Origin of the sequence: Bradyrhizobium sp. UFLA01-814, from assembly GCF_046718885.1 — a bacterium.
GTDB classification, from domain to species: domain Bacteria; phylum Pseudomonadota; class Alphaproteobacteria; order Rhizobiales; family Xanthobacteraceae; genus Bradyrhizobium; species Bradyrhizobium elkanii.
In genome coordinates this window covers 1-22,788 of the sequence record NZ_JAQOSR010000007.1, presented here as the reverse complement: position 1 = coordinate 22,788, position 22,788 = coordinate 1, and the positions used below count along the sequence as shown (strand labels likewise).

Sequence of the window (22,788 nt, the reverse complement as noted above, 5' to 3'; positions counted from 1 at the left end):
CCATGAACAATGTCGGCGTCATCGATACCTTTCTCAATACGTTTACTACCTATATCGATTCAGGCTTCGGCCTGGTCAAAGGCGAGGTCACATATCTCGCCTCGACGCTGATCGTCATCGACATCACCTTGGCCGGCGCATTCTGGGCGTGGGGCGCCGACGAAGACATCCTCCAGCGGCTGGTGAAGAAGACGCTCTACATCGGTTTCTTCGCCTTCATCATCATCAACTTCAAGAGCCTCTCAGGCGTCATCTTCAACAGCTTCGCCGGCCTCGGCCTGAAGGCCGGCGGCTCGTCGATCTCGGCGGCGGACTTCCTGCGGCCCGGCCGGCTCGCCCAGGTCGGCCTCGATGCCGGGCAACCGCTGCTCGACGCGGCGAGCCAGATGATGGGCTTCACCAGCTTCTTCGCCAATTTCGTGCAGATCGCCGTGCTGATGGTGTCCTGGCTCCTGGTGCTGATCGCCTTCTTCATCCTGGCGGTGCAGCTGTTCGTCACGCTGCTTGAGTTCAAGCTGACGACGCTCGCCGGCTTCATCCTGATTCCCTTCGCTCTCTTCAACAAGACGGCTTTTCTTGCGGAGAAGGTGCTGGGCAACGTCGTCGCCTCCGGCGTCAAGGTGATGGTGCTCGCCGTCATCGTCGGCATCGGCACGGGGCTGTTCTCCCAGTTCACTACCGCCTATGGCAGTGGCCAGCCGACCATCGAGCAGGCGCTCTCCGTCGTGCTCGCGGCGCTCGCCATGCTCGGCCTCGGCATCTTCGGTCCCGGCATCGCAACCGGTCTTGTTTCCGGGGCGCCGCAACTTGGGGCGGGCGCTGCCGTCGGCACTGGCCTTGCCGTCGCCGGCACGGCGATGGCCGGGAGCGCGGCGCTTGGGCTGGCCGGAAGGGGAGCGATGGCAGCGAGCTCCGGCGCCGCGGCGGCCGCACGTGGTGGTGCGGCGATGGCGGGCGGCATGTCCTCCGCCTACAGCCTCGCTTCAGCCGGCCGATCCGGCGCTGGCGGCGTCGCCTCTGGTCTCGGCGGCGCGGGCCGCGCGGCTGCCAGCGCGGCGGCAGCTCCCGCGAGACGCGCCACTGCGCAAGCAGTCGGGACAATGACTGACAACTTCACCGCTGGCGCCCGGGCCAGTTTCGCAAACACCGGTGGCTCCTCGACCATGGGGACCATTGAGAGTGGCGAGGCCGCAAACGATGGCGCCGCGTCTCAAGCGGCGGGCGAGAAAGGTCCGCCCGCGTGGGCCCAGCGCGTCAAGCGCAATCAGGCGGTTGTTCACGGCGCGCAGACGGCTGCGCAAGCACTCAAATCCGGTGACAGCCATGGCGGCGGCCATTCCGTCGACCTCTCGGGAGGAGAATAATCAATGTCAGTCTTTCGGCGATCGTCGGTCCGCTACGGCCGCACGCCCGAACCCGAAACTCCCTATCAGCGCGCAGCACAGGTGTGGGACGAACGCATCGGTTCGGCGCGTGTGCAGGCCAAGAATTGGCGGCTGATGGCCTTCGGTTCGCTGATCCTTAGCTGCGGCCTCGCCGGCGGGCTCGTCTGGCAATCCACGCACGGCACCGTCGTTCCCTGGGTGGTGCAGGTCGACAAGCTCGGCGAGGCGCAGGCAGTGGCACCCGCTGTGGCCGACTACCGGCCGGGCGACCCGCAGATTGCCTGGTATCTTGCCCACTTCATCGCGATGGTGCGCTCGCTTCCGGCCGATCCGATCATCGTGCGGGAGAACTGGCTGAAAGCGTACGATTTCACGACCACTGCAGGCGCGATGGCGCTGAACGATTACGCTCGCGCCAACGACCCCTTCGCCAGCCTCGGCAAGCAGCAGGTCGCGATCGACGTCTCCAGCGTCATCCGCGCCTCGCCCGACAGTTTTCGCGTCGCCTGGGTCGAACACCGCTATCAGGACGGCGCGCTCGCCGGGACCACACGCTGGACCGCAATTCTCACCATCGCGATTCAGCCGCCAACCGATGCCGACCGGCTGCGCAAGAATCCGCTCGGCATCTACGTCAACGCCATCAACTGGTCGAAGGAGCTGGGACAATGACCCCGCCGATTTCCTCAACTGCCGGCGGTCCGGCTTCGCGTCTGTCCGTCATTCATCGAAGCCGGAAGCACGGCGATACGTGCATCCGTAAACCCGCACTGACGGCTTTACTGATATCCGTCACGGCCCTTGGCGGCTGCGCGCACAATTTCATCCCGCCCGACATCAACTACGATACCGCGGAGCCGGCAACGCTCACCTCTGATCCGCCGCCGCCCGTCAAGATTGTGGAACTGCCCAAGCCGCTGCCGCTGCCCGGGCAGTTGAAACCGCTTGCCGCCGGCAAACGCGTCCCGGAAGCCGCTGATCCGAAGGTTCGCGTCAAGCAGGCCAACGCTGCGGCACGGGTCCAGCCGGTCCGTAACGGCTTCATCAACGCGGTCCAGGTCTATCCGTTCTCAGGCGGAGCTCTCTACCAGGTCTATACGGCGCCCGGCCAGATCACCGACGTCGCCCTCCAGGAAGGCGAACAGCTCACAGGCTCTGGTCCGGTCGCTGCCGGCGACACCGTGCGCTGGATCATCGGCGATACCGAGAGCGGGGCGGGTCCGACCAAGAAGATCCATATCCTGGTCAAGCCGACGAGGCCGGAGTTGATCACCAATCTCGTGATCAACACCGACCGGCGGACCTATCTCCTCGAACTGCGCTCGACGGAGAAGACCTATATGGCCTCGGTCTCCTGGCAATACCCCGAAGACCAGCTCATCGCGCTGCGGCAGCAGAACGCGACGGCAGAGGCCGCAGCACCAATTGCGGCCGGCGTCGATCTCGCCTCGATCAACTTCCGCTACGCGATCGAGGGCGATGATCCGGCCTGGCGTCCGCTTCGCGCCTTCGATGACGGGAACAAGGTCTACATCGAATTCCCAAGCGGGATCGTCCAGGGCGAAATGCCGCCGCTGTTCGTCATCGGTCCGGCCGGCGGCTCCGAGCTCGTAAATTACCGGGCGAACCGCAACTACTACATCGTCGATCGCCTGTTCGCCGCCGCCGAATTGCGTCTTGGCGACAAGGATAGCGAGCGGCGCGTACGCATTGTCCGCGCCGACGGAAGGCCGCGCTCATGGCGATAGGCAGCGAAGGTGAACGCCAAAGCGACATCCCACCCGTCGCGCCGCCGGATCTTCGGCTCCGAGGCGAGCGGCCACCTGTCACGCGCCTCTCGCGCAAGATCCTTGTCGGCCTTGGCGCGGTGTCTGCCCTCGCAGTCGCGGGTGCGCTCGGCTATGCGCTACAGACCCGCAACGAGGCGCAGACTGGCCAGGAGTTGCTCAGCACACAGAATAGCCCTTCGGCCGAGGGCCTTGCCGCCTTGCCGAAGGATTATACCGGCCTGCCGCGTCAGGCGCCGCCGCTCGGGCCGCCGCTGCCCGGCGATCTCGGCAAGCCGATCCTCAACGCCGGGGCTGCACCGAACACCGTGGTCCCCGGAGTGACTCCTGATCCGGAAGGACAGCACAGAGCCCAAGAGATCGAGGCGGCGCGGGTCAGCCGCCTCTTCGCCCAGACTGTTCAGCAACCGCAGAGCGTCGGCCAAATCCCCCCGAATAGCTCAACTGCGACCGCGACGACCCCGGCCGCGACACCGCCCGTCGATGCCGGTTCCGCCCAGAACATGCAGGACCGCAAGGCTGCCTTCCTCAACGCTTCGACCGACAAACGCAAGGTCAGTCCAGACCGGCTTGAGGCTAAGGTCTCGCCTTTTGTTGTACAGGCGGGTACCGTGATCCCGGCTGCGCTCATCACCGGCATTCGCTCCGATCTGCCCGGCCAAGTCACCGCCCAAGTGACCGAGGCTGTCTATGATAGCCCGTCCGGCAAATATCTTTTGGTGCCCCAGGGCGCCAAGCTGATCGGCCAGTACGATAGTTCCGTCACGTTCGGCCAAAGCCGAATCCTCCTGGTCTGGACCCGCATCATCATGCCGGACGGCAATTCGATCGTGCTGGAGCGTCAGCCCGGCGCCGACACCGGTGGTTATGCCGGGCTCGAGGATGAGGTCGACAATCATTGGGGCATGCTGTTCAAGGCCGCCGTCCTCTCGACCATGCTCAGCGTCGGAGCCGAAGCAGGCACGAGCCAGAACGAGAACAATCTTGTTCAAGCGATCCGCAGCGGCGCGTCCAACAGCATCAGTCAGACCGGCCAGCAGATCGTGCAGCGCCAGCTCAACATCCAGCCGACGCTAACCATCAGGCCAGGTTTCCCGGTCCGCGTGATCGTCACGCGCGACCTGGTGCTGGCGCCCTACCGCAAGGGAGGAACACCGTGACCAAACTCAAGCTTGGCCCGCTCGAAGACGACAAGCCGGTAAAGCTCACCATTGAGCTGCCGGCGGCAATCTTCAGGGATCTCAAAAGCTACGCGGAGATTCTAACACGTAACGGAGACGCGACGGTGCCGATCGAGCCCGCCAAATTGATCGCGCCGATGATCGAGCGCTTCATGGCGACCGACCGAGCCTTTGCGAAGGCCCGGCGAAGTGCTGCTCAGTCCGTCCCCGGGGCGGCCGAGAGATCCGGATAGCGCTCGCGAAGCAGGTCGAGCAACGGACGCAACGATGGATTGCAGTTGTCCTCCCGCCAATAGGCGCGGAAGCTCAGCCGCGTCGGCCCCTCGGCATCATGCACTTCGCGGAAGGTGACCCCCGGATAGGCAGCGCCCGTCGCACTTTCCAATGCCAGCAAGATACCCCAGCTCACGCCGACCAGGCTCAGAAGCCGGTCGAGCACCACATCATGGCGAAGCGGCGGGCACGGATCGGACCCACCCATTTTGCTGATGAGTAGCTTGTGGAATTCCGGTCCCGGGCCGCGCTGTGACATCAAAAGCGGTTCGCGCTTCAGTTCGCCCCAGTGAACCACGTCACGGCCTGTCAGCGGATGGTTCGCGGGGAGAGCAGCGACGACACGTTCACTCCAGAGCAATAATGACCTGTCGCTCCACCTTGGATTGGGTTCGGCCACGAAGGCGACGTCAATGGCGGAACTGGCGAGGTCCGAGATCAGATGGTCGCTCAATCCGTCGACGAGATGCGTTTCGACATCGGGGAAGCGGTGCCGGTGCTCGAGGAGGGTGGCCCGTAGATTGCCGGCTGAGAGGGAGGTGTGGATGCCAATGGTCAATCGACCACTCTCGCCGCGCGAGTGGGCTTTGAGGCGGGACGCCAGGGCTTCCGTATCATCCACGATGCGTCGGGCGGCATCGAGGAATTCCTGACCTTCAATGGTCGGTCGCGTGCCGCCGTTGGTGCGTTTGAAGAGAGCGCCGCCCAACTTGTATTCGAGATGGCGCAGGCGGCGACTAAGCGTCGACTGTTTGATTCTGAGCGTCTCTGCGGCTTGGCGTAAGCTTCGGTGCTGGGAGGCGGTGATCGCCCAGCGCAGCTCTCGAAATTCCACAGGCACGTTCGATGTCCTGTGGCGAGGTGTTGGTGACCATGTCTTTTCTTGAATGGGTCACTCCATTTGCTTGTGCAGCTTCAGAACTCTCTTCAATTGCCCGCTGAAGCGGCCCATTGAATGCCTCGATGACGGCACTGTCGGGTCCTAGCGACCATGATCAGACTGCAATGGCATATAAAAAGCCAATGCAGGCTTTTCTTCTCTGACCAAACAAAATGGCTATCGTCTTCAATGGCTATCGTCTTCAATGGCTATCGTCTTCAATGGCTATCGTCTTCAGATCGAGCCGCATGCCCTTCATATCCACGTAAGCGTAGACCGAATCATGCTCAATCTGCCATGCGAGGCACCGGACCACATGGCAAATGCTCCTGCCGGAACGCGCCCTGCGATCTCAGCCCATGCCATTAGGATTCACCAGTTGAACGCCGCTCCCGCATACTTAAGGTTGCGTAGACATTTTTTGTTGTCTGCTTCCGTTACCTCTTTCAATCGAATAGGGGATTTCCTTCTCTGACGGGTGATCGCGCCGAGCTTCTCGGGCGCATTCCACTACTCGGTCTCTGATTGGCGCGCCGATCTTGCTATAGGCGCAATGTGCTCGGCGAGCGTCCCTACATCATGGAATCATTGGAGCAGGTTCGAACGGGGCGCTGCTGTAAGCATGAAGGCTGGTCAGTTTGCCTGAAGCTGTGCTCGCTAAATAGAGCCAATTTGATTGGATGACGACTCGGTCTTACGACTATCCATCGCCAAATTAGAACGATCCATCACATTAATTGATGTTTGCCCCTGGATCCTTTTGGCTTCGGGCGACCTCGCGGAACTGGCGAGGTCGGAGATGGTCTCTCGATCCGTCCACCAGATGTAGATCGACATCTGGGAAGCGGTTCCGGTGGTCGAGGAACGTGGCCCGGAGATTACCGCCTGAGAAATGAGGCATGGACGCCGATGATCAATCGACCGCTCTCATCACGCGAGCGGTTCTTGAGGCGAACCGTCAGCGCTTCTGTATCCTACACGATGCGTCCGTCAGCATCGAGGAATTCCTGTCTTTCGATGGTCGGTCGCGTGCCACCGTTGGTGCGCTCGAAGACCGTGACGCCCAATTTATATTCGAGATTTCGCAGGCGGCGACTAAGCGTCGACTGCTTGATTCTGAGCGTCTCTGCCGCCTGGTGTATGCTTCGGTGCTGGGACGCGGTGATTGCTCATCGAAGCTCTCGAATTTCCACAGGCACGGTCGATGTCCTGTGGGAGGTGTCGGTGACCATGTTTTTTCTTGAATGGATCACTCCATTTGCTTGTGCTGCTTCAGCGCCTACGTGTTCCGAGTCGCCGAAGCAGACCTTGTTGTGGCGCTTCCGGTCGAGCAGCAGGCCATCCGCAGACCTTTTGCGATGGACCACTCATGGGTGCTCACCGAGAGAGCGCTTGCCAATACCGCCGATCAAGGCCAGCAGTTCGGTACAGTCATGTGCGGCAGCAATCGCGCCTGCTGCGAGAAGCTGACGAGCATGTTCCTCGCGGCTTGACGAGTGAAAAGAAAAGCCGATCACAGTCATCCCAGCCGTGACGGCGGCCTTGACGCCGTTGATGCTGTCTTCAACGACAAGACAGTCGGACGATGAGCTACCCATTCGTTCTGCGGCAAAGACAAATAGGTCGGGCGCGGGCTTGCCTCGGGTGACCTGAGCCGCGCTGAATACGTGCGGCAAGAACCAGCGATCCAGTCCGGTTACGGCCAGCCCGAGACGCAGCTTTTCAGGAGAACTGTTGGACGCCACACACATCTTGCTGCGGCTTCCAGCCATCCCGAGCACGTCGTGGATCCCTGAAGTTGCCCGAAGAGCTGACTGGTAAAGCTGTGCGATCCTGTCTTGGACGGTGCTGTGATAGTCAATCGGCAGAGGCGCGCCCAGCTCTCGTTCGAATGCTGCGTAAAGATCGCTGTCGGTTGCGCCGGCAAATCGCTGCAAGATCACGTCTTCCGTTATTCGAAGTCCGATCCGGTTCAAGAGGCGCGCGTGGACAGACGCGGCAATGTTTTCCGAATCGATCAGCACCCCATCGCAATCCCAAATGATCAGCTGAGGCGCATGAGCGCAGCTTCCGGTCACGAAGCGCTGGCCTTCTGAAAACTGTAGGCGATCGCTTCGTCATCGACGATCACTGAAGGAACTGGGGTATATTCGAGAAGAGGCCCTTCATAAGTGTAGTCATGGAAGTGAACCACGACGCTGTCCGCTGAGACGAGCGCGATGGCATAGAACGGTGCCTCCAGGCTGCGCGCTGCTGGATCCACTCCCAATCGAAGTGCAAATTGCGAAACGGTGCTTCGCAGCACCGAAAGGGGGATGCCCTGCCAGGATCCAGCAATCGCCATGTGGAGATGGCCAAAGAACATGTGCCGGATGTTCCTACCGGCAAGTACCGACGCCAGTCGTTCGGGATTTTTGAGCGCGAGAGAATCCAGAAGAGGTATGCCAACGCGAAATGGCGGATGATGCAGGAACAGTAGGATCGGAGCGCCATCGATCTCGCCGAGACGATCGTTCAGCCATAACAGACGGGCATCGCAGAGTTCGCCCCAATGGTCACCATCGGCAGCGAGCGTGTCGAGAAAAACGAGATGCTGCCCATCGATTTCCGTGACCGATTGAACAAAGCCATTTTCGTCAGTCGGCACGTCAGGGAAGCAAGCCCGAAAGCGCGCGCGATGATCGCCGTTGCCAAGGCAAAGCTGGAAAGGCAGCTTTAGTTTCGCAAGACACTCGCCGAGTTGTCGGTAGGCTGCAGCTTGCCCAAGCGCGGCGAGGTCGCCGGTAAAGACGACCAGATCGGCGTCCGCATGCTCAGCGTTAATGCTCGCAATTGCCGCCTCCAACCGCTGCCGCGGATCGCAACCGATGTGCTGAATGCCTGGCGGCGTCAGATGCAGGTCCGTTATCTGTATGATTTTCAACATTGGCATTCATCCCGACGGTGCAGAAGTTCCTAATTGTCCCATAGCACGCGTATGATGACGTCGGAATGACGTTCCGAATTTCTGTCGTTAATCTGAAACATTATTCCGATATCCTCCCATCGAAAGTTGTCACGAAGGACGGATTTGGCATTTCAATGGGGGTAAACGACGATGAAGCGACGGGCTTTCATGGCTTCGGCCGCTGCTATGGCGGCGGGCGGTACGATCGGTCTTGCCTTCGGCGGACCTTCCGCGCGCGCGCGGAGTAATCTTCAGATTCAGGTCTCATTTTTTGACTCGGCTTTCCAGCCGGTCATGCAGGCGTTGATCCGCAGATTCAACCAGCAGACTCCGCAGATTGAACTCCGCGTCCAAACTCCTGCCCAAACCTGGGACGCCCAGCTTCAGCGGACAATCCTCGACATGCGGACCGGGGCCGCCGCGGAACTCGCGGTGCAGGGCTACAACCGGCTCCGGATCGTTGCCCAGAACAAGGCCGCGATCCCGCTGGACCCCCTGATTGCCAAAGAGTCGGACTGGGCGGCGCAGGGCTACTCTCCGGCCCTGATGAGCCTCGGTGAGTTTCAAGGCCAACAATGGGGGCTTCCGCTCGCGCTCTCCAGTCCGGTCATTTTCTATAACGCCAATCTTCTAAAGGAAGCGAGTGTCGATCCGCAAATCTTCGCCGCAGGCTGGGACAGCGTGACCGACGCCGCAAAGAAGATCACGGCGCTCGGTGGCGGCAAGATGGGCGCATTCTTCGACTACACCGCCGATGGCAACTGGATGTATCAGGCCCTGCTGTTTTCTTTGGGCGGGCGCATGATGTCGAACGACGAAAGGGTGATCGTCTTCGATGATGCGATCGGACTCAGGGCCCTTCAGATCCTGAGAAAATTCGGCGAGGCAGGTCAGGTGGACATGACGGCGGACCAGGCAGGGCAAAGTTTTGCCGCGGGCGTGACCGGAATGATCTTCACGTCGAACCGGCGCCTTGGCGCCTATCAAAAGGCAATCCAGGGCCGGTTCGAATTGGGTGCGGCGCCGCTGCCGAAAGTGGAAGGCGGGCGTGTTCCGGTCGGCGGCGGTTTTCTCAGCGTGACGACATCCGATCCGGCGAAGCAGAAGGCCGCCTGGGAATTCCTCAAGTTCGCAACGAGCCCGGTTGGTCAGGAGATCGTGGTCCGCATGACAGGTGCCATTCCCGGTAACATCAACGCTGCATCCAATCTGGACGATTTTTATGCCAAGGCGCCACAGGCAAGGGCTGGCCTTGAGCAACTACCAATCGTCAGCAGCTGGTACTCCTTTCCCGGGCCGAATGCGATCAAAATCGGCGACGTGCTGTTCGAGCGCCTGCGCAGCATCATTACGCTCAAAGTCACCCCGGAAGACGCGCTGAGGGCCATGCGAGCCGACGTCGACGCATTGCTGCCCAAGGCCTGACATTTCGATCTACTCGGAGAGAATTTTCGATGCCAAAGACTGTAACCGATACGGCCTATCGCGCATGGGATGAACAATGGGAAACCGAAAGAGGCCGTTCGGACTGGACCCGACCTGAAAGCGAGGTAGTCGACACGGCGGCGCATCTCTTTAAAAAAGGGTTTCGGCGGGCGCTCGATCTAGGATGCGGGATTGGACGCCATGCGCTCCAACTCGCGCAGACCGGATACTCGGTTTGCGCGATGGATATGTCCGAAGTCGGCCTCAATGAACTGCGTACAGCCGCGTCGGCTCGGAACCTCATCATTGAAACGCACCACGCGTCGATGACAAGCCTTCCCTTTGATGATCAGTTCTTCGACTACATTGTTTCCTACAATGTATTCTGTCACGGTGACAGGGCTGTCGTCGCTGCGGCGATTTCTGAAGCACGACGTGTTCTGCGCGACGGCGGTATTCTGCAATCAACCATGCTTTCCACCCGCAGCACGGCGCCGAATCGTGGGCGCGAAGTCGCGCCGGACACATTTGTGTGGGATGACGGCGAGGCCGACCATCACCATCCGCACTATTTCTGCGACACCGCTCGGCTCAACGCGCTTTTCGACGGCTTCGATTGGCTTCGTGTCGAGGATCGACAGGATGTTGCCCTACCAGAATATTGGCACTGGCACTTGATTGCGGAGCGAAGAGGATGAATGACGCGAGCGAGACAGCTTCAGAAGGACACGAAGGATCTCGTGCGGAGCCGGTCCAGCGTGCCAAAGGATATGGAGCGCTGCCTCTGGTCCGTGCCCATATGGCGAACCTCCCCAAGGCCCTGCAGCGGATTGCAAAATACGTTCTTGAAAACCCGGATCTGGTGATCCGCCAGACCGCCAGCGAACTCGCGATCGTAACCAACAGCGCTCCGGCCAGTATCGTCCGGCTCTGTCAGGTCGTTGGTTTTGGCGGATTGCAGGAATTCAAGCTCGCCTTGGCCGGCGACCTGGCATCCCAGCGCTTCCAAGCGGGGGATGCAATCCAGGAAGCAAATGCAAATATCGGCCTGACTGACGAATTGGCCGACCGAATTGTACGGGCAACACGCGAGACACAATCTCTGCTGAACCAGAATGCCGTTGATCGTCTGACCGATGCGATGATCAAAGCTCGTCGCATCGACGTCTACGGCGCTGCAGTTTCCGGGCTGGTAGGCCAACATCTGGCTTTTCGGCTGCTGCGTGTTGGCCTGCCGGCTCACGCTATCGTCGATACCACCTACGCCGCGTATGTCGCGAGCGGCTTGGGTCAAACGTCCGTGGCAATCGCAATCTCTGAATCCGGCATGACCGAGGAAACGGTAGAGGCGTTACGTCGTGCAAAGGCTGCGGGCGCGTTCACTGCTGTGATTACACACCGTCATGATGGACCGATTGTCAAATATGCCGACGAGGTACTACTTACCGCGGGCGTCAATTCTCCTTTGACCGAAGCCAAATCTGTCATCGCGTTCACTAATCTGATCGCGATCGAGGTTCTGGCTTCCATGCTGACTATCAAGCTCGGTCTGCTACGTCCGGCGGAGAAATTAGACTGATGGCCGCTTGTTCTTTTCAATCCATTACCAAGTCCTATGGCTGCGTTCGGGTCTTGCGAGATGTTTCGCTCGAGATTGGCGATGGCGAGTTCCTAACACTCCTCGGACCCTCTGGATGCGGGAAGTCAACGCTGCTCAGGGTGCTGGCGGGTCTGGAAGTGCAGGACGGCGGGTCGGTAATGATCGGCGGGCTCTTGATGGACGGACTGCGTCCGAAGCGCCGGGACGTGGCAATGGTATTCCAGTCCTATGCGCTCTACCCGCACATGACGGTCGCCGACAACATGGCGCTTCCGCTCAGGATGCGGCGCCTGACTGCCTGGCAGCGGCTGCCGGTGTTTCGCAGCCTGGTGCCGGGGACCAGGCGAGCCGGCGTTGAGATCGCTGCCGACGTGGCAAAGACGGCTGATGCGCTGGGCATCGGGCATCTCTTATTGAGGAAGCCCAGGCAGCTCTCGGGCGGCCAGCGCCAGCGTGTGGCAGTCGGCCGAGCGATGGTACGTCAGCCGGCGGTATTCCTGATGGACGAGCCACTGTCCAACCTCGATGCCAAGCTCAGGGTTCAGATGCGGGCGGAGATCAAGGAATTGCACCGGCGATTGGGTGTGACTTTCATCTACGTCACCCACGACCAGGCCGAGGCGATGACTTTGTCGGACCGAGTCGCCGTGATGCTTGATGGTGAGTTGCTGCAGGTGGCGCCGCCGCAAGAGATCTATGCTGATCCGGCCGAGCGACGAGTGGCGGAATTTATCGGCTCGCCCAACATCAACATGCTGGACGGCATCGTGCGCGAGCGCGGGCAAGTCGATGTAGCGGGCTCCGCGCTTGCCATCGAGGTCGATCGCAAGCCAGGAGAGGCCGTGACGTTGGGGATCCGTCCCGAAGCCTTCCATGTGACCGAGGCTGCCCGGCCTGGCTCGCTGACAGGTTCAGTGCGGCTGGTCGAGCACATGGGCGCGGATCTCTATGTCCATTTGGAGATGCCGGGCATGACCGAACCGGTGATCGCGCGGCTGGCCGCCGAACGTGCAACCGACATCGCGACAGGCCATACGCTTCATCTCAACGTGCGGCCTGATCGTGTGCTGCTGTTTGCCGGTGACGGCTCACGCATCCGATCGCGAGCTTCCTTGTGTGCGCCATCTTCAGTCCGCGGTATGGCGAGCACGACGATGATGCGGGAGTATGTGCGATGACTGCTATGATCGAGCCACGGTCGTCCGGCGACGGCGCGATCGCCGTCTCCGGCAAACGAGGAGTAGAGCCGGTGGGATCATCTCCTGCTCAGCCTCCCGGTGTAGCGAGCCGCTCGCTATACAAAGCGGCGCGGGCGCAGAAATTCGCCGAGGCGCTGGCTGGCTGGGCGCTCACCGCTCCAGCGCTGCTGCTGCTCATCGTGCTGTACTTTCTCCCGGTCCTCGCCATCTTTATTATCGCGCTGACGGACTGGCAGTTCGGCGCGCTCAGCCTGAAATTCGTGGGGTTGGCCAATTTTCGTGAGGTTCTCGTCGATGAAGGATTTCGCGCCTCGCTCCTCAACACGGTTCTCTATGTCCTGATCGTGGTGCCGGGAACGGTCGTCCTTGGACTTTTCCTAGCCCTCCTGATCGAGAGCGGACAATCCCTCCGCGCCTTCTACCGCGCCGCTCACTTTCTGCCCTTCATGGCGACGCTCGCCGCCATGGCAATCGCCTGGGAGGCGCTGCTGCACCCCACCATCGGATTGGTCAACCAGACGCTTCTCGCGATCGGCCTGCCCACTGCCAACTGGCTGCGCGACGACGACACTGTGCTGACGGTTCTGGCCGTCATCGGGATCTGGCAGAACCTCGGCTTCGCCATGGTGCTGTTCTTGGCTGGACTGAAGGCGATCCCGCAGGACCTCTACGATGTTGCCGATGTCGATGGCGCCGACCGATGGCTTGATCGGCTGCTGACGGTGACGCTACCTATGCTGGGGCCAGTTTCCATGTTCGTTGTCATCGTGGTCGCCTTAAGAGCCTTCGAGACCTTCGACACCGTGCAGATACTGACCCGCGGCGGACCAGGGCATTCCTCCGAGGTTCTCCTCTACACCCTTTACCGCGAGAGCTTCCAATATCTTCGAACCGGCTATGGTGCCTGCATCACCATCGTCTTTCTTGTGATCGTTATGATGCTTACCCTCGTTCAAGTGCACGTCATGGATAAGAAGGTGCATTACCAATGAGCGGCGTTCGTCTGTCCCGCCCCGCGGCCATCGTCCGCCATGCCATCCTGCTCATCACAGGAGCGCTGATCATGGCACCTTTTGTATGGATGGTCTCGCTATCGCTGAAGCCGCCCGGCGAGATCTTTCGAGGCTCCTTCTCGATCCTGCCCGAGCACTGGTACGCCCTTGAGAACTACACCAAGGCGCTCACTGCCGCCCCATTGCAGCAATATATGCTCAACGGCGTCATCGTCTGCGCCGCCATCCTGATGTTGCAGATCCTGGTCTGCGCTTCCTCCGCCTACGCCCTTGCCAAGCTCGAATTCCGGGGCCGCGACACCCTTTTTTCCCTCGTTCTGATCGGGCTCCTGCTGCCGCACCAAGTCTTGTCGCTGCCGCTGTTCATTCTCTGTTACAGCATCGGAATTTTGAACACCTACGCTGCGCTGATCTTCCCCTTCATCGTCTCTCCTTTCGGCATTTTCCTGTTCCGACAGTTCTTCAGGTCGATCCCTGACGATATCATCCATGCCGCCCGGCTCGACGGGCTCTCGGAGCTGGCCATCATATGGAGAATCATGGTGCCGATGGCCATGCCTGCCATCATCGCCTTTGCGATCTTCTCGGTCGTTGGCCACTGGAACGACCTGTTCTGGCCGCTCATTGCTGTGCGCGACGAAAATCTTATGCCGCCGGCGCTCGGCATCATGAGCTTCGCCAACCAGGAGGCCGGCAACGACTACGGACCCCTCATGGCCGCATCCACGCTCATAGTGCTGCCCCTCATCATCGCATTCCTCGCCGCTCAGCGATGGTTTGTCGAAGGGCTTGCAAAGGGCGCCGTCAAGTGAAGGACCGCTTTTCGCTTATCTTTGTTTCGCATGTATCCAATGCGGCTGGACGAGATACGACGGCTCCAGTGGCTGCGAACGTGATCGAGGCCGTGCTCGCGTCGCAAAATTTTCCCTCGCTTTCTCCATGGTGAGTGCAATGCTGATCGAGAATGCAGAGAAACACCGAAACCGAATGCTGAGACTTGATGGCGAGAGAGGCAAGGTGGTTGCGTCTTCCAGGACGCAGTCATGCGTGAAAAATACAATTCTAGCTCGTCTTTCCGTGCAGGATCTTGCGGCAATCAGTTCATGTCTTGAGCCGATCGTCCTGAGAGCCCGCACGGTCCTGCACGAGCCAAAGAGACGACCCGAGCATGTGTATTTTGTAGAGATCGGCCTCATCTCGCTCAGGATTGTTGCGGGAGGGAGCATTCTAGAGACAGCCCTGCAAGGACATCGCGGCGCGGTCGGGGCTTCGTTCTTGCTGGGGGGACATCTTCCGACTTACCAAGCCGCCGTTCTCTTTCCAGGAACTGCGTTAAGGATCCAGGTCGACGATTTGCGTCGTATTATGGACGAGCGCCCTCAAATTCAAGACGTTATCTCGACATATGTACAGTCGCTCGCCTTGCACAGCGCGCAAACTGGATTGTGTGCCGCTCGGCACACCCGCGAGCAGCGCTTGGCGTTATGGCTTTGCCTGGCATGCGATGCACTCGACTACCACGTTCTTCCGGTTACCCACGACTACCTTTCCACCGCCTTAGGGCTACGGCGTGCCGGAATAACGGAGACGCTCATCCGGTTTGAGGAACAAGGCTTGATCCGAAAGAGTCGAGGTGTCCTGAAGGTCGACGACCACAAGCAACTGCGCCTGAAGGCATGTAGTTGTTATGGCGCTATCACAGACGCGTACGCGTCGCCGGAAGGTCCGGGGTATGGAAAACGAGAGCGTGATCGTACTTGTTGGTTGGCGACTTCGTGAAGACATTTGATCGAAGAGATCGGATTCGAAATGGCTTTGGCGACGAACAAGTGGCTGAGATCGACGCGATGCTCAGAGCCAATCTACAGTGGATGACCGCATTCGGAACGTAATCCGGTGATCACTGCCGCATGGATGCCACTCTCGGCATGAAGCACGGCAGCGAGGCTCCGTTTCCCGGAGTTGCCGAGTGATGACTGCCGCGTAAAGTGCAAACGCCAAACTTGCATCGTGTCTAGACGGTATGGTGGAAAGCTGCTCGCTGGACGCTCTGTTTAGCGGATCATGCTTTCGGCGCTCTCATATTTTCAGGCTCCTGCGAGACGTTCCTCATTGCTGACAATATCCCGCGCTCGCAGTCCGTGCGAATGACTTCCCAGATATATGGATAAGTGGATGGCGCAGAAGGCATGTAGCAGCGGTGCATGCTTAGTCGTTCGCCAGCAGTTTCGGACCAATTGAAGTTGGCGGGCTCTTTCGGGCGGCGAATAGCAACCGCAGCGTACGATGTGCACGTGAGTGTACCGTTGTGGCGCAATTGGATCACTCCTGCCGAGCGGTCAACCAGGTTGGTTTGTTCCGTACAAAGTCTGCGCGTCACTTACGAGAGAAAACTGACACATGTAGGCACGCGAGCAGCGGAATGGTCGGCGCTGCAACGTTCACTGGTTCGCTCAATCAGTTCGCCCCCGAGAAGGCCGTAAAGGTCGAGAGCGAGCGCTAAGCGACCGCGTCTGAAGCGCAACAGTTTGGAGAACTTTTTATGAAGATGGCAAAAAGGCTTTTTCTCGGATCTGCGACGTGTCTAATCGCCGTGGGCGGAGCGCAAGCTGCAGATCTCCCGGTCAAGGCCAAAGCGGTTGAGTATGTCAGTAGTTGCTCGCCGTATGGTGCCGGCTTCTACTATATTCCTGGCACTGACACATGCATTAAACTGGGAGGGTATCTGCGCGTTGAGACAGTGCTCAATAGCAGCGCGCACTATGATGCCGCCAATAGCAGTGTGGGCGGCGCACACAATCGCCTAAGCGACTATTACAGCACGCGCTCTCGTGAAAGCCTCGATATCGATACGCGCACGGCGACCGAGTACGGCATGCTCCGCACCTTTTTCAATGGTGTGTTCACCTGGACGGCGGGTAGCTATACCGGCGCCGGTACGACCGCCGTGAACGGCTCTACAAGCTATACTGGCGCCAGCGGTTCCGGCGCGATCTCGGGTGGTTCGCTGGGCGTCTACTATGCCTTCATCCAATTCGGCGGCTTTACAATGGGTAAAGCGGTCTCACAGTTCTCCGCACCTTGGACGAATTATCCGGCGAACCTTTTCGACGGGCTGCCCGGCGGCGGAAGCGCGGTCACTGGCGTGAATCAGTTCACCTACACTGCTGACTTCGGCCACGGCATCACGGCTTCGTTCTCAGCGCAGGATCAGGTCGCCTACAATACGACGAACATCTGGAACATCAGCGGCGCGACGGCCACCGGTCTTGCGACCGGCGCCTACGGCGCAAACGACATCGGTGGTTCGCGCGCTCCGGACTTGATCGCTATGGTTCGCATTGATCAGGCCTGGGGCCTCTTCCAAGCCTCCTTCGCTGCGCACGACAACCACGCTGCCTACTATGGCGCGGCCGAGACGAGCGGTTATCCCGCCGACAAGTGGGGCTGGGCCACACAGTTGACGTTGTCGATCAAGAACGTTCCCACGGGTGCGGGCGACTCAATCAACTTGTCGGGTGTGTATACGAATGGTGCGAGCCGCTACAATTTCCAGGACCTGATGGCCGCCACGTACGCGATGTATGGTGGCACCGGGCTCCCGGGTGCTTACCAGAGCCTCGGTATCGGTGGTGTCTCTGATAGCGTATTCGTCGCAGGCGCTGGCCAAGAGTTGACTACAACGTATGGGTTCCGCGCCGGGTACAACCACAATTGGGATCCGTACTGGAGCACTGGCGTCTACGGTGCGTGGGCTGCAGTGCACTATAACAGCAAAGCCAAGGGCTATATCTGCGGCGCTTTCGTCCCAGGCCTGGCACTGTCAAGTGGTAGTGCTGGTTGTAATCCCGATTTCGATTATTCGGCAGTCGGTGTGATCACGCGCTGGACTCCCGTGAAAAACCTGACCTTCTCGGCCGACTTCACTTACACTATGCTGAACGAGAATTATGCGAGCGGAAGCACCGTGAGTCTGCCCCTGCAGGCGACTGTCGCCAAGCCGGGTGCTGCGTACGAGCTGAAAGACCAAACTAGCCTCACGCTCATGCTCCGAGCTCAACGCAACTGGTAAGTTTTTTCTGCTGAAAGGAGAAGAGAAGTTCTATACCGTCGACGTGTGACCTCCAAGAAGGCCTTTGGCATGCCCGCCAGGGGCCCGATTCCCGTGGGGGAGTATTGTCTGGCCAGCCGAATCTTCCGCGCATCATCGGGCGGTTTGCGTAATCCTGGGAGCGATAGCTGAATTGTCCGGCCTTTGGGAATTAGTGTGCGGCCGCCCCACTCTAAGAAGCTTGGTCGTACTCGGTCCCGCAGCCGGATGCTTGGAGGCCTACGGCTCAATTCGACTGTACGGGGCCATCGCCGGATGCGATCGCTAAATGTCCTAAACCGGCACTTCGGGCCCGGCGACGGTTCGCGAAAATGCAAACGTGCCCGCCGGACCGACCAAGGACCATCAGAAACTCTCCGTCCCAATTCTCACGCGGTATCTCGCGAAGCGCGAGGAACGGAGCGAATGGATTGTGGTTAGACCTATATCACCCCGTCAAGTCAGGTTCTCCGTTGAAGAGGGATTGCCGAGCTTGGCCGTCAACAGCGAAACCAGAACTTCGATCGCGATCAGGTTGGTAAAAACGACGATCGGCTTCTCATCCTTTGAGCGATAGTCGGCGCCTGCCGTAAGGACCACCTCATCGGCGTATTTCGCGATTGCGCCATCGCTTCGGTGTGTTATTGCCGCGGTAAAAGCTCCGGCCGATTTTGCACCTTTTAGTGCTTCGACAACCATTCTTGAGTCGGATACCGTGATTACCACTGAGGTCGGACCGAGGCCGGTTGCTACATATGCTGCGTAAACTGGGTCGACGATTGCGTGCGCCGGCATGCCGATCCGGAGCAGGCGAAATGCCAAGTGTTGAGCAACGAGCCCGCAAACGGCGCTGCCATACACGTCGATCCTTCGAGCTGACAGCATGGCATTGGCGAGGCGGTCGACCGCCGCTTGATCCAGCACAAACTGCGTTTCTTGGATTGCTTGGACAATGCGTTCAGTCAATTCGCCTGTAAGGCCTGTGTTTGCTCGCGCGTCGGCATTTCCCTCGGCTGAGGCTAAGCATCGGGCTGCCAAATCCCCCGCCAATGCCAGCTTGAATTCCTTAAAACCGTCAAAACCGACGACCTTACAGAACCTGACAACGGTTGCCGGGCCGCTGTTGGTCGCTGTTGCCAACTCGTTCGCTGTTTGGCGAACTACAAGAGCGGGATTCTCCAAAACATATTCTGCAATCCGCTGCAGCGTGCGCGGGAGCGCCGATAGCCTTGCATTGACGAGCGGAAGCGCTCTGTGGCGTGTCCCCAATTGGTCTTTTCCGTCGCCACGGCCACGATTGCGTTTTTCCAAGGACAATCCAACATCGCTAACTAAGCGCACTCCAAGACTACATGCCAACGCCAGCACTCAGGTAGCATTCCATCGCGTCGGTCTTCGATCTTGAACCAGTGAAAACCAGCGAAGAGCTCCTTCAGGGCTTCGGTGCCGCAGAAGAACTCGGGATGGACGTGATCTGTATCGCCATGATCGCCAAATGTCCTTCGCACGATCTTGCGACGGTTCTGCACCGCCGTGCTTCGCGTGGACAGCATGATGGCTTGAAGAATGCCACCTTTTCTCAGGACCCGGCGGACTTCCGCTATTGCCGCTCTCACGATATCACCGTCCCCATGCCAGAAGACGTGGTACGCTAGCGTGTAGTCGAAACAGTCATCTGGGTAGGGCAACGCTGTCATGGCCGCCGAGGTGACGTCGATTTCGAGCCCTCTTGCCTTAGCCTCTTTTCTTAGCTGGTTCAGCGCAAGTTCCGAAAGATCTATAGCCGAAACTGCAAAACCTATTTCTGCCAATGCGAGCGCGTGACGACCGGCTCCACAGCCGATCTCTATGGCTGATCGCGAACCCGCCGCAAATAAGCGCTTGCCAAGCTCGGCCACTTCTTCGTCGGGTCTGAGCCAACCGAAGCGACCTTCATTCGATGCTCCGATCTTTTGCGACGCCTCTTGAACGGAATCCATAGTCCTGATTACCGACACGGAACGTTTCCGTTTTTCAAGCCAGAATTTGTCCAGTCCCGCCATCGCGTCCCCGACGAAGCAGAGTGCGAAGGCGACGAATCCACATCCTCGGGCTCCGGCATAGTGTTTCCGGTCAGAACGCTTTCTCACTAATCCATGACGATCATGGGCAGTGGCTCCTACAGCGGCCTCTTGGGCCGACGTTTGCCGAAAAGCACATGCTGTCGCTCACTGCGGAGCAGTCTGTCGAATGCCAATCGACAGGGTCATAGGACGGCAGGATCAGGTTGCTTTGTTAGATGTTTGCTGAACCAGTCGTAGGTCGCCTTGCTGACAGTTGGGAGTTGACGCACATAGGCTTCATAGTGCCCTCCGTGAATGAGCACGAGGTGTTTTGGTTCGCGGGCTCGGTTGTAGGCGTCGAGCTGGAGATCGGTCAGGCAACGGGTGTCTTCATCTGCAACGATCATCAATAGTGGGGTCGGCGATATGCGAGAAACGTAGTCGCCGGGTTCGAACTCCATCATCATGTCGTGAGAGATGACGGAGATCTCATTCTTCCAGGTGCCATCCAAATCGACGTCCTTATACCAGTCGATCGTCTCCTGCACGGTTGTATGAACTCGATATTGTATGTCCCCCCCGGACAGTTCTCGACGGCGGGCGTCTTCAAATTCCGTTCGATACCGATTCCAATCGGCGGATGCGACATGATGTTTCGCCATGGCAGATCCGCTGATCAGCGGTCCGACTGCTACGACGCATCGCACCCTGCGATCGACCGCTGCCACCATCAGTGCTGTTCCGCCAGAGTAACTTGTTCCCCACAAGCCAATGCGCTCGGGATCGATCTCCGACAGCATTGTCGCGAACGTGATGGCGTCTCGAGTGTCATGCATCTGACGAAACGGATCAGCCTCACGGCGCGGCTCGCCATCACTTCGCCCCCAACCGCGATGATCGTACACCAGAACGGCGAACCCTCTCTCGGCCAAATACTCGGCGAATTGCGACAGTCCATGCTCGATCTGGACCGTCAATCCGTGCGTCATAACGATGGTCGGAAGCCGGGGTGCGCTCGGATCCGGAGTAAAGAGCCAACCTCGGAGCTCTACACGATCTCGCGTTTTGAAGCTGATGTCCCTCTGCATTAGAAGTCCGCAACTGTCTTGAAGCATCCTGAGTTAATCGTCCGTTCGTCAAGGTGATCGACTACGTTGCCCGGCGTAACGATCTCGACCTTCGGGTTTGCTTTGAGAGAGTCCAGGATGGCACTCAAATACTTGATCCGGTGAGACGCCCCGAACACCCAGGGATGAACACCAAGGCCAAGAACCCTACCCCAAGCCTGTTCATGCTCAAGCCTATTCACGGCTTCGGAGATGAGACTCGTGAACCGCGCCAAGGGTACCCGCCTCAGCCAGAGCGCCTCGACATCATCAAAATCCGGAAATGCGGGAACGGCATACAAGCCGTTGCTGCCGGATTGTCGGTATGGCAATTCATCGTTGGCCCAATCCAGCGTATAGGTGAATCCTGCCTCGGCCAGGATCGCGCTTGTTTTATTCGTTCCCCCGAAGTCTTGTCCAAGCCATCCCCGAGGCCGATACCCAAACGCCGCCGTTAGCAGGTCTCTGGATGTGAAAATCTCACTCCGCTCTTCCTCAGTTTCCATTTGGCTCGTGATCATTCTGTTCGCACTCAGTCCATGGGCGATGATTTCCCAACCACGCTTTTTGATCTGGTCAATGAGCTCCGGATGAACCCGTGGAATAAGTGCGTTGATCGGAACCGCCGGCTTTATGTCGGCCTGATCGAAAAGCTTGAGGATGCGATAGATCCCGACGCGATTGCCGTATTCTCGGTAGGACCAAGTTCTGAATTCTGGAAAATAAGATCCATACTCAGTTGCAAAACGAGGATCGGAATAAACGTCAGGAGCACGTTCAATGGCCCAGTATTCCAGGTAAAGGAGAATATAGAAATATACCTTACGGGCGCCCTGCGCCTGAATATGCCCTCGAGTACTTATTGGAGTGAAGCTATATAGGTCGTGATCCATTCCTCGTTCAGGTCTGGTCGGCATTTCGTTCTCCTGAATCGCCATGATGCAGCAAGCTGTCGCGATACCAGCCGGCTAGCTCGGCGCCGGTAGCAAGCCACACGCCCGAGTGCGACAGAATGTAGTCGAGTGCCTTATCGAGGAATCGTATTCGCTGAGGCCGACCGCTAATATACGGGTGAATGGCCATGTTCATGACTCGGCAGGTCTCAGCACCTTCTTCATAGAGGGTATCGAACATGTCCCGGGCTACGCGAAGGAAATCCTCTCCCTCGCAAGAACGAACGAACAAAACCGCGTCATTCAAATCCATCTGATACGGCAATGACACCAGAGTGCCATTGCGCACCGTTATCGGCGTCGGTTGGTCATCATGGTAGAAGTCGCAGTAGTACTGAAAGCCGGCCTCCGCTACCAGATCAGGCGTTCTTAAAGTGTGTGAGACGGATGGAGAAAACCAGCCAGCTGGCCGCCGTCCGGTGTAGTTCTCAAAGAGGCGCAACGATTGATAAATTGCGTTCTGCTCCTCTTGCTCACTCAGATTCCACAGGTATTGAGTGTTGTATACACCGTGAAGCATGTAATCCCAGTGTCGTCTTTCACACGCATCGAGAATCTCTGGATAATGTGCAAAGACAGCCGCGTTCAGCGATGCCGTACATGGCACGTGATGCTCGTCTAGCACTTCGAGCATTCGCCAAAGACCGACACGATTTCCATAGTCGCGAAGACTGTAGCCAAGGATGTCGGGGTGGGGTGTTCGCGGCCACGGATCTCGTGCTCCCACGGGGTCAGGTAGAAACTCGTAGTGTTCAATATTCGGGCAAACCCAAAGCGCCAGCCGCGCGCCGTTGGGGAGGCGAAGGTGCTTCGCTTCGCGTTGACGGACAGGCCCAAGTCGATCGACGTTCATCGCCAGTCAGGCCGTCATTTGCAGATCCCGGCGGCGACAAGTTCGCTGCCGGCC

22 protein-coding genes and 1 pseudogene are annotated in these 22,788 nt (G+C 59.0%); 13 read left to right on the top strand and 10 right to left on the bottom strand.

Annotated features, from left to right (window positions below):
• Window positions 1-2: 2 nt before the first annotated feature.
• The 5 genes from trbL to PMN64_RS03610 are packed head-to-tail and all read left to right on the top strand — an operon-like array spanning window position 3 to window position 4,586.
• A complete protein-coding gene (gene trbL, locus PMN64_RS03630) occupies window positions 3-1,364 on the top strand; it encodes a P-type conjugative transfer protein TrbL (protein WP_411779741.1) in 1,362 nt (453 codons plus the stop codon).
• Between the two features lie 3 nt (window positions 1,365-1,367).
• A complete protein-coding gene (trbF, locus tag PMN64_RS03625; protein ID WP_411779740.1) occupies window positions 1,368-2,057 on the top strand; it encodes a conjugal transfer protein TrbF in 690 nt (229 codons plus the stop codon).
• Window positions 2,054-3,133 (top strand): P-type conjugative transfer protein TrbG, encoded by a 1,080-nt coding sequence (gene trbG / locus PMN64_RS03620; protein ID WP_411779739.1) that lies wholly within the window; start codon window positions 2,054-2,056, stop codon window positions 3,131-3,133. The genes trbF and trbG overlap by 4 nt, the downstream gene beginning before the upstream one ends.
• Window positions 3,124-4,332: a TrbI/VirB10 family protein gene (locus PMN64_RS03615; protein ID WP_411779738.1), complete on the top strand. Its 1,209-nt coding sequence runs from the start codon at window positions 3,124-3,126 to the stop codon at window positions 4,330-4,332. The genes trbG and PMN64_RS03615 overlap by 10 nt, the downstream gene beginning before the upstream one ends.
• Window positions 4,329-4,586, top strand: a complete 258-nt coding sequence (locus PMN64_RS03610) for a DUF2274 domain-containing protein (RefSeq protein ID WP_411779737.1) — start codon at window positions 4,329-4,331, stop codon at window positions 4,584-4,586. Before PMN64_RS03615 ends, PMN64_RS03610 begins: the two co-directional genes overlap by 4 nt.
• Here PMN64_RS03610 and PMN64_RS03605 read toward each other — a convergent pair.
• From PMN64_RS03605 to PMN64_RS03585, 5 genes and pseudogenes are all read right to left on the bottom strand, one after another.
• Window positions 4,550-5,467, bottom strand: coding sequence for a LysR substrate-binding domain-containing protein (locus PMN64_RS03605; RefSeq protein ID WP_411779736.1), 918 nt, complete (start codon window positions 5,465-5,467; stop codon window positions 4,550-4,552). The genes PMN64_RS03610 and PMN64_RS03605 overlap by 37 nt on opposite strands.
• 259 nt (window positions 5,468-5,726) lie before the next feature.
• Window positions 5,727-5,899: pseudogene (locus PMN64_RS03600) on the bottom strand (4-hydroxybenzoate octaprenyltransferase); the annotation flags it as partial.
• A 581-nt stretch (window positions 5,900-6,480) separates the two neighbouring features.
• Entirely contained in the window at window positions 6,481-6,621 is a 141-nt protein-coding gene (locus PMN64_RS03595; protein WP_411779801.1) for a LysR family transcriptional regulator, read from the bottom strand.
• A gap of 252 nt (window positions 6,622-6,873) precedes the next feature.
• Entirely contained in the window at window positions 6,874-7,584 is a 711-nt protein-coding gene (locus PMN64_RS03590) for an HAD family hydrolase (protein WP_411779735.1), read from the bottom strand.
• Window positions 7,581-8,432 carry a phosphodiesterase gene (locus tag PMN64_RS03585; protein WP_411779734.1) on the bottom strand — a complete coding sequence of 284 codons (852 nt, stop codon included), beginning with the start codon at window positions 8,430-8,432 and terminating at the stop codon, window positions 7,581-7,583. Before PMN64_RS03585 ends, PMN64_RS03590 begins: the two co-directional genes overlap by 4 nt.
• Window positions 8,433-8,621: 189 nt before the next feature.
• Between PMN64_RS03585 and PMN64_RS03580 the strand changes: the two genes are divergently transcribed.
• The 8 genes from PMN64_RS03580 to PMN64_RS03545 all read left to right on the top strand — a co-directional run bounded on the left by PMN64_RS03580 (window position 8,622) and on the right by PMN64_RS03545 (window position 17,762).
• On the top strand, window positions 8,622-9,878 hold the full coding sequence (locus PMN64_RS03580; RefSeq protein ID WP_411779733.1) for an ABC transporter substrate-binding protein: 1,257 nt from the start codon (window positions 8,622-8,624) through the stop codon (window positions 9,876-9,878).
• A 29-nt stretch (window positions 9,879-9,907) separates the two neighbouring features.
• The gene (locus tag PMN64_RS03575) at window positions 9,908-10,576 is read left to right on the top strand and encodes a class I SAM-dependent methyltransferase (protein ID WP_411779732.1); all 669 of its coding nucleotides are present in this window, start codon (window positions 9,908-9,910) and stop codon (window positions 10,574-10,576) included.
• Window positions 10,573-11,457: a MurR/RpiR family transcriptional regulator gene (locus PMN64_RS03570; RefSeq protein WP_411779731.1), complete on the top strand. Its 885-nt coding sequence runs from the start codon at window positions 10,573-10,575 to the stop codon at window positions 11,455-11,457. The genes PMN64_RS03575 and PMN64_RS03570 overlap by 4 nt, the downstream gene beginning before the upstream one ends.
• Entirely contained in the window at window positions 11,457-12,656 is a 1,200-nt protein-coding gene (locus tag PMN64_RS03565; RefSeq protein ID WP_411779730.1) for an ABC transporter ATP-binding protein, read from the top strand. The genes PMN64_RS03570 and PMN64_RS03565 overlap by 1 nt, the downstream gene beginning before the upstream one ends.
• The gene (locus tag PMN64_RS03560; RefSeq protein WP_411779729.1) at window positions 12,653-13,669 is read left to right on the top strand and encodes a carbohydrate ABC transporter permease; all 1,017 of its coding nucleotides are present in this window, start codon (window positions 12,653-12,655) and stop codon (window positions 13,667-13,669) included. Before PMN64_RS03565 ends, PMN64_RS03560 begins: the two co-directional genes overlap by 4 nt.
• Entirely contained in the window at window positions 13,666-14,502 is an 837-nt protein-coding gene (locus PMN64_RS03555; protein WP_411779728.1) for a carbohydrate ABC transporter permease, read from the top strand. Before PMN64_RS03560 ends, PMN64_RS03555 begins: the two co-directional genes overlap by 4 nt.
• Window positions 14,503-14,641: 139 nt before the next feature.
• Complete coding sequence (locus PMN64_RS03550; protein ID WP_411779727.1) at window positions 14,642-15,469, top strand: Crp/Fnr family transcriptional regulator; 828 nt, start codon at window positions 14,642-14,644, stop codon at window positions 15,467-15,469.
• Window positions 15,470-16,232: 763 nt separating this feature from the next.
• Window positions 16,233-17,762: a porin gene (locus PMN64_RS03545; RefSeq protein ID WP_411779726.1), complete on the top strand. Its 1,530-nt coding sequence runs from the start codon at window positions 16,233-16,235 to the stop codon at window positions 17,760-17,762.
• 474 nt (window positions 17,763-18,236) lie between these two features.
• On the opposite strand, the gene PMN64_RS03540 is transcribed toward PMN64_RS03545, so the two are convergent.
• The 5 genes from PMN64_RS03540 to PMN64_RS03520 form a co-directional block, all read right to left on the bottom strand.
• Entirely contained in the window at window positions 18,237-19,091 is an 855-nt protein-coding gene (locus PMN64_RS03540; RefSeq protein ID WP_411779725.1) for a MurR/RpiR family transcriptional regulator, read from the bottom strand.
• 20 nt (window positions 19,092-19,111) lie between these two features.
• Entirely contained in the window at window positions 19,112-19,822 is a 711-nt protein-coding gene (locus tag PMN64_RS03535; RefSeq protein WP_411779724.1) for a class I SAM-dependent methyltransferase, read from the bottom strand.
• Between the two features lie 203 nt (window positions 19,823-20,025).
• A complete protein-coding gene (locus tag PMN64_RS03530; protein WP_411779723.1) occupies window positions 20,026-20,910 on the bottom strand; it encodes an alpha/beta hydrolase in 885 nt (294 codons plus the stop codon).
• Entirely contained in the window at window positions 20,910-21,845 is a 936-nt protein-coding gene (locus PMN64_RS03525; protein ID WP_411779722.1) for a polysaccharide deacetylase family protein, read from the bottom strand. The genes PMN64_RS03530 and PMN64_RS03525 overlap by 1 nt, the downstream gene beginning before the upstream one ends.
• Window positions 21,829-22,734, bottom strand: coding sequence for a polysaccharide deacetylase family protein (locus PMN64_RS03520; protein ID WP_411779721.1), 906 nt, complete (start codon window positions 22,732-22,734; stop codon window positions 21,829-21,831). Before PMN64_RS03520 ends, PMN64_RS03525 begins: the two co-directional genes overlap by 17 nt.
• Between the last annotated feature and the right edge of the window lie 54 nt (window positions 22,735-22,788).

Excerpts from the sequence above, each read along its gene's own strand:
- trbL (WP_411779741.1), top strand. The coding sequence starts at position 3 with ATGAACAATGTCGGCGTCATCGATACCTTTCTCAATACGTTTACTACC.
- trbF (WP_411779740.1), top strand. The coding sequence starts at position 1,368 with ATGTCAGTCTTTCGGCGATCGTCGGTCCGCTACGGCCGCACGCCCGAA.
- trbG (WP_411779739.1), top strand. The coding sequence starts at position 2,054 with ATGACCCCGCCGATTTCCTCAACTGCCGGCGGTCCGGCTTCGCGTCTG.
- PMN64_RS03615 (WP_411779738.1), top strand. The coding sequence starts at position 3,124 with ATGGCGATAGGCAGCGAAGGTGAACGCCAAAGCGACATCCCACCCGTC.
- PMN64_RS03585 (WP_411779734.1), bottom strand. The coding sequence starts at position 8,432 with ATGTTGAAAATCATACAGATAACGGACCTGCATCTGACGCCGCCAGGC.
- PMN64_RS03580 (WP_411779733.1), top strand. The coding sequence starts at position 8,622 with ATGGCTTCGGCCGCTGCTATGGCGGCGGGCGGTACGATCGGTCTTGCC.
- PMN64_RS03575 (WP_411779732.1), top strand. The coding sequence starts at position 9,908 with ATGCCAAAGACTGTAACCGATACGGCCTATCGCGCATGGGATGAACAA.
- PMN64_RS03570 (WP_411779731.1), top strand. The coding sequence starts at position 10,573 with ATGAATGACGCGAGCGAGACAGCTTCAGAAGGACACGAAGGATCTCGT.
- PMN64_RS03565 (WP_411779730.1), top strand. The coding sequence starts at position 11,457 with ATGGCCGCTTGTTCTTTTCAATCCATTACCAAGTCCTATGGCTGCGTT.
- PMN64_RS03560 (WP_411779729.1), top strand. The coding sequence starts at position 12,653 with ATGACTGCTATGATCGAGCCACGGTCGTCCGGCGACGGCGCGATCGCC.
- PMN64_RS03555 (WP_411779728.1), top strand. The coding sequence starts at position 13,666 with ATGAGCGGCGTTCGTCTGTCCCGCCCCGCGGCCATCGTCCGCCATGCC.
- PMN64_RS03550 (WP_411779727.1), top strand. The coding sequence starts at position 14,642 with ATGCTGATCGAGAATGCAGAGAAACACCGAAACCGAATGCTGAGACTT.
- PMN64_RS03545 (WP_411779726.1), top strand. The coding sequence starts at position 16,233 with ATGAAGATGGCAAAAAGGCTTTTTCTCGGATCTGCGACGTGTCTAATC.
- PMN64_RS03535 (WP_411779724.1), bottom strand. The coding sequence starts at position 19,822 with ATGGCGGGACTGGACAAATTCTGGCTTGAAAAACGGAAACGTTCCGTG.
- PMN64_RS03530 (WP_411779723.1), bottom strand. The coding sequence starts at position 20,910 with ATGCAGAGGGACATCAGCTTCAAAACGCGAGATCGTGTAGAGCTCCGA.
- PMN64_RS03525 (WP_411779722.1), bottom strand. The coding sequence starts at position 21,845 with ATGCCGACCAGACCTGAACGAGGAATGGATCACGACCTATATAGCTTC.
- PMN64_RS03520 (WP_411779721.1), bottom strand. The coding sequence starts at position 22,734 with ATGAACGTCGATCGACTTGGGCCTGTCCGTCAACGCGAAGCGAAGCAC.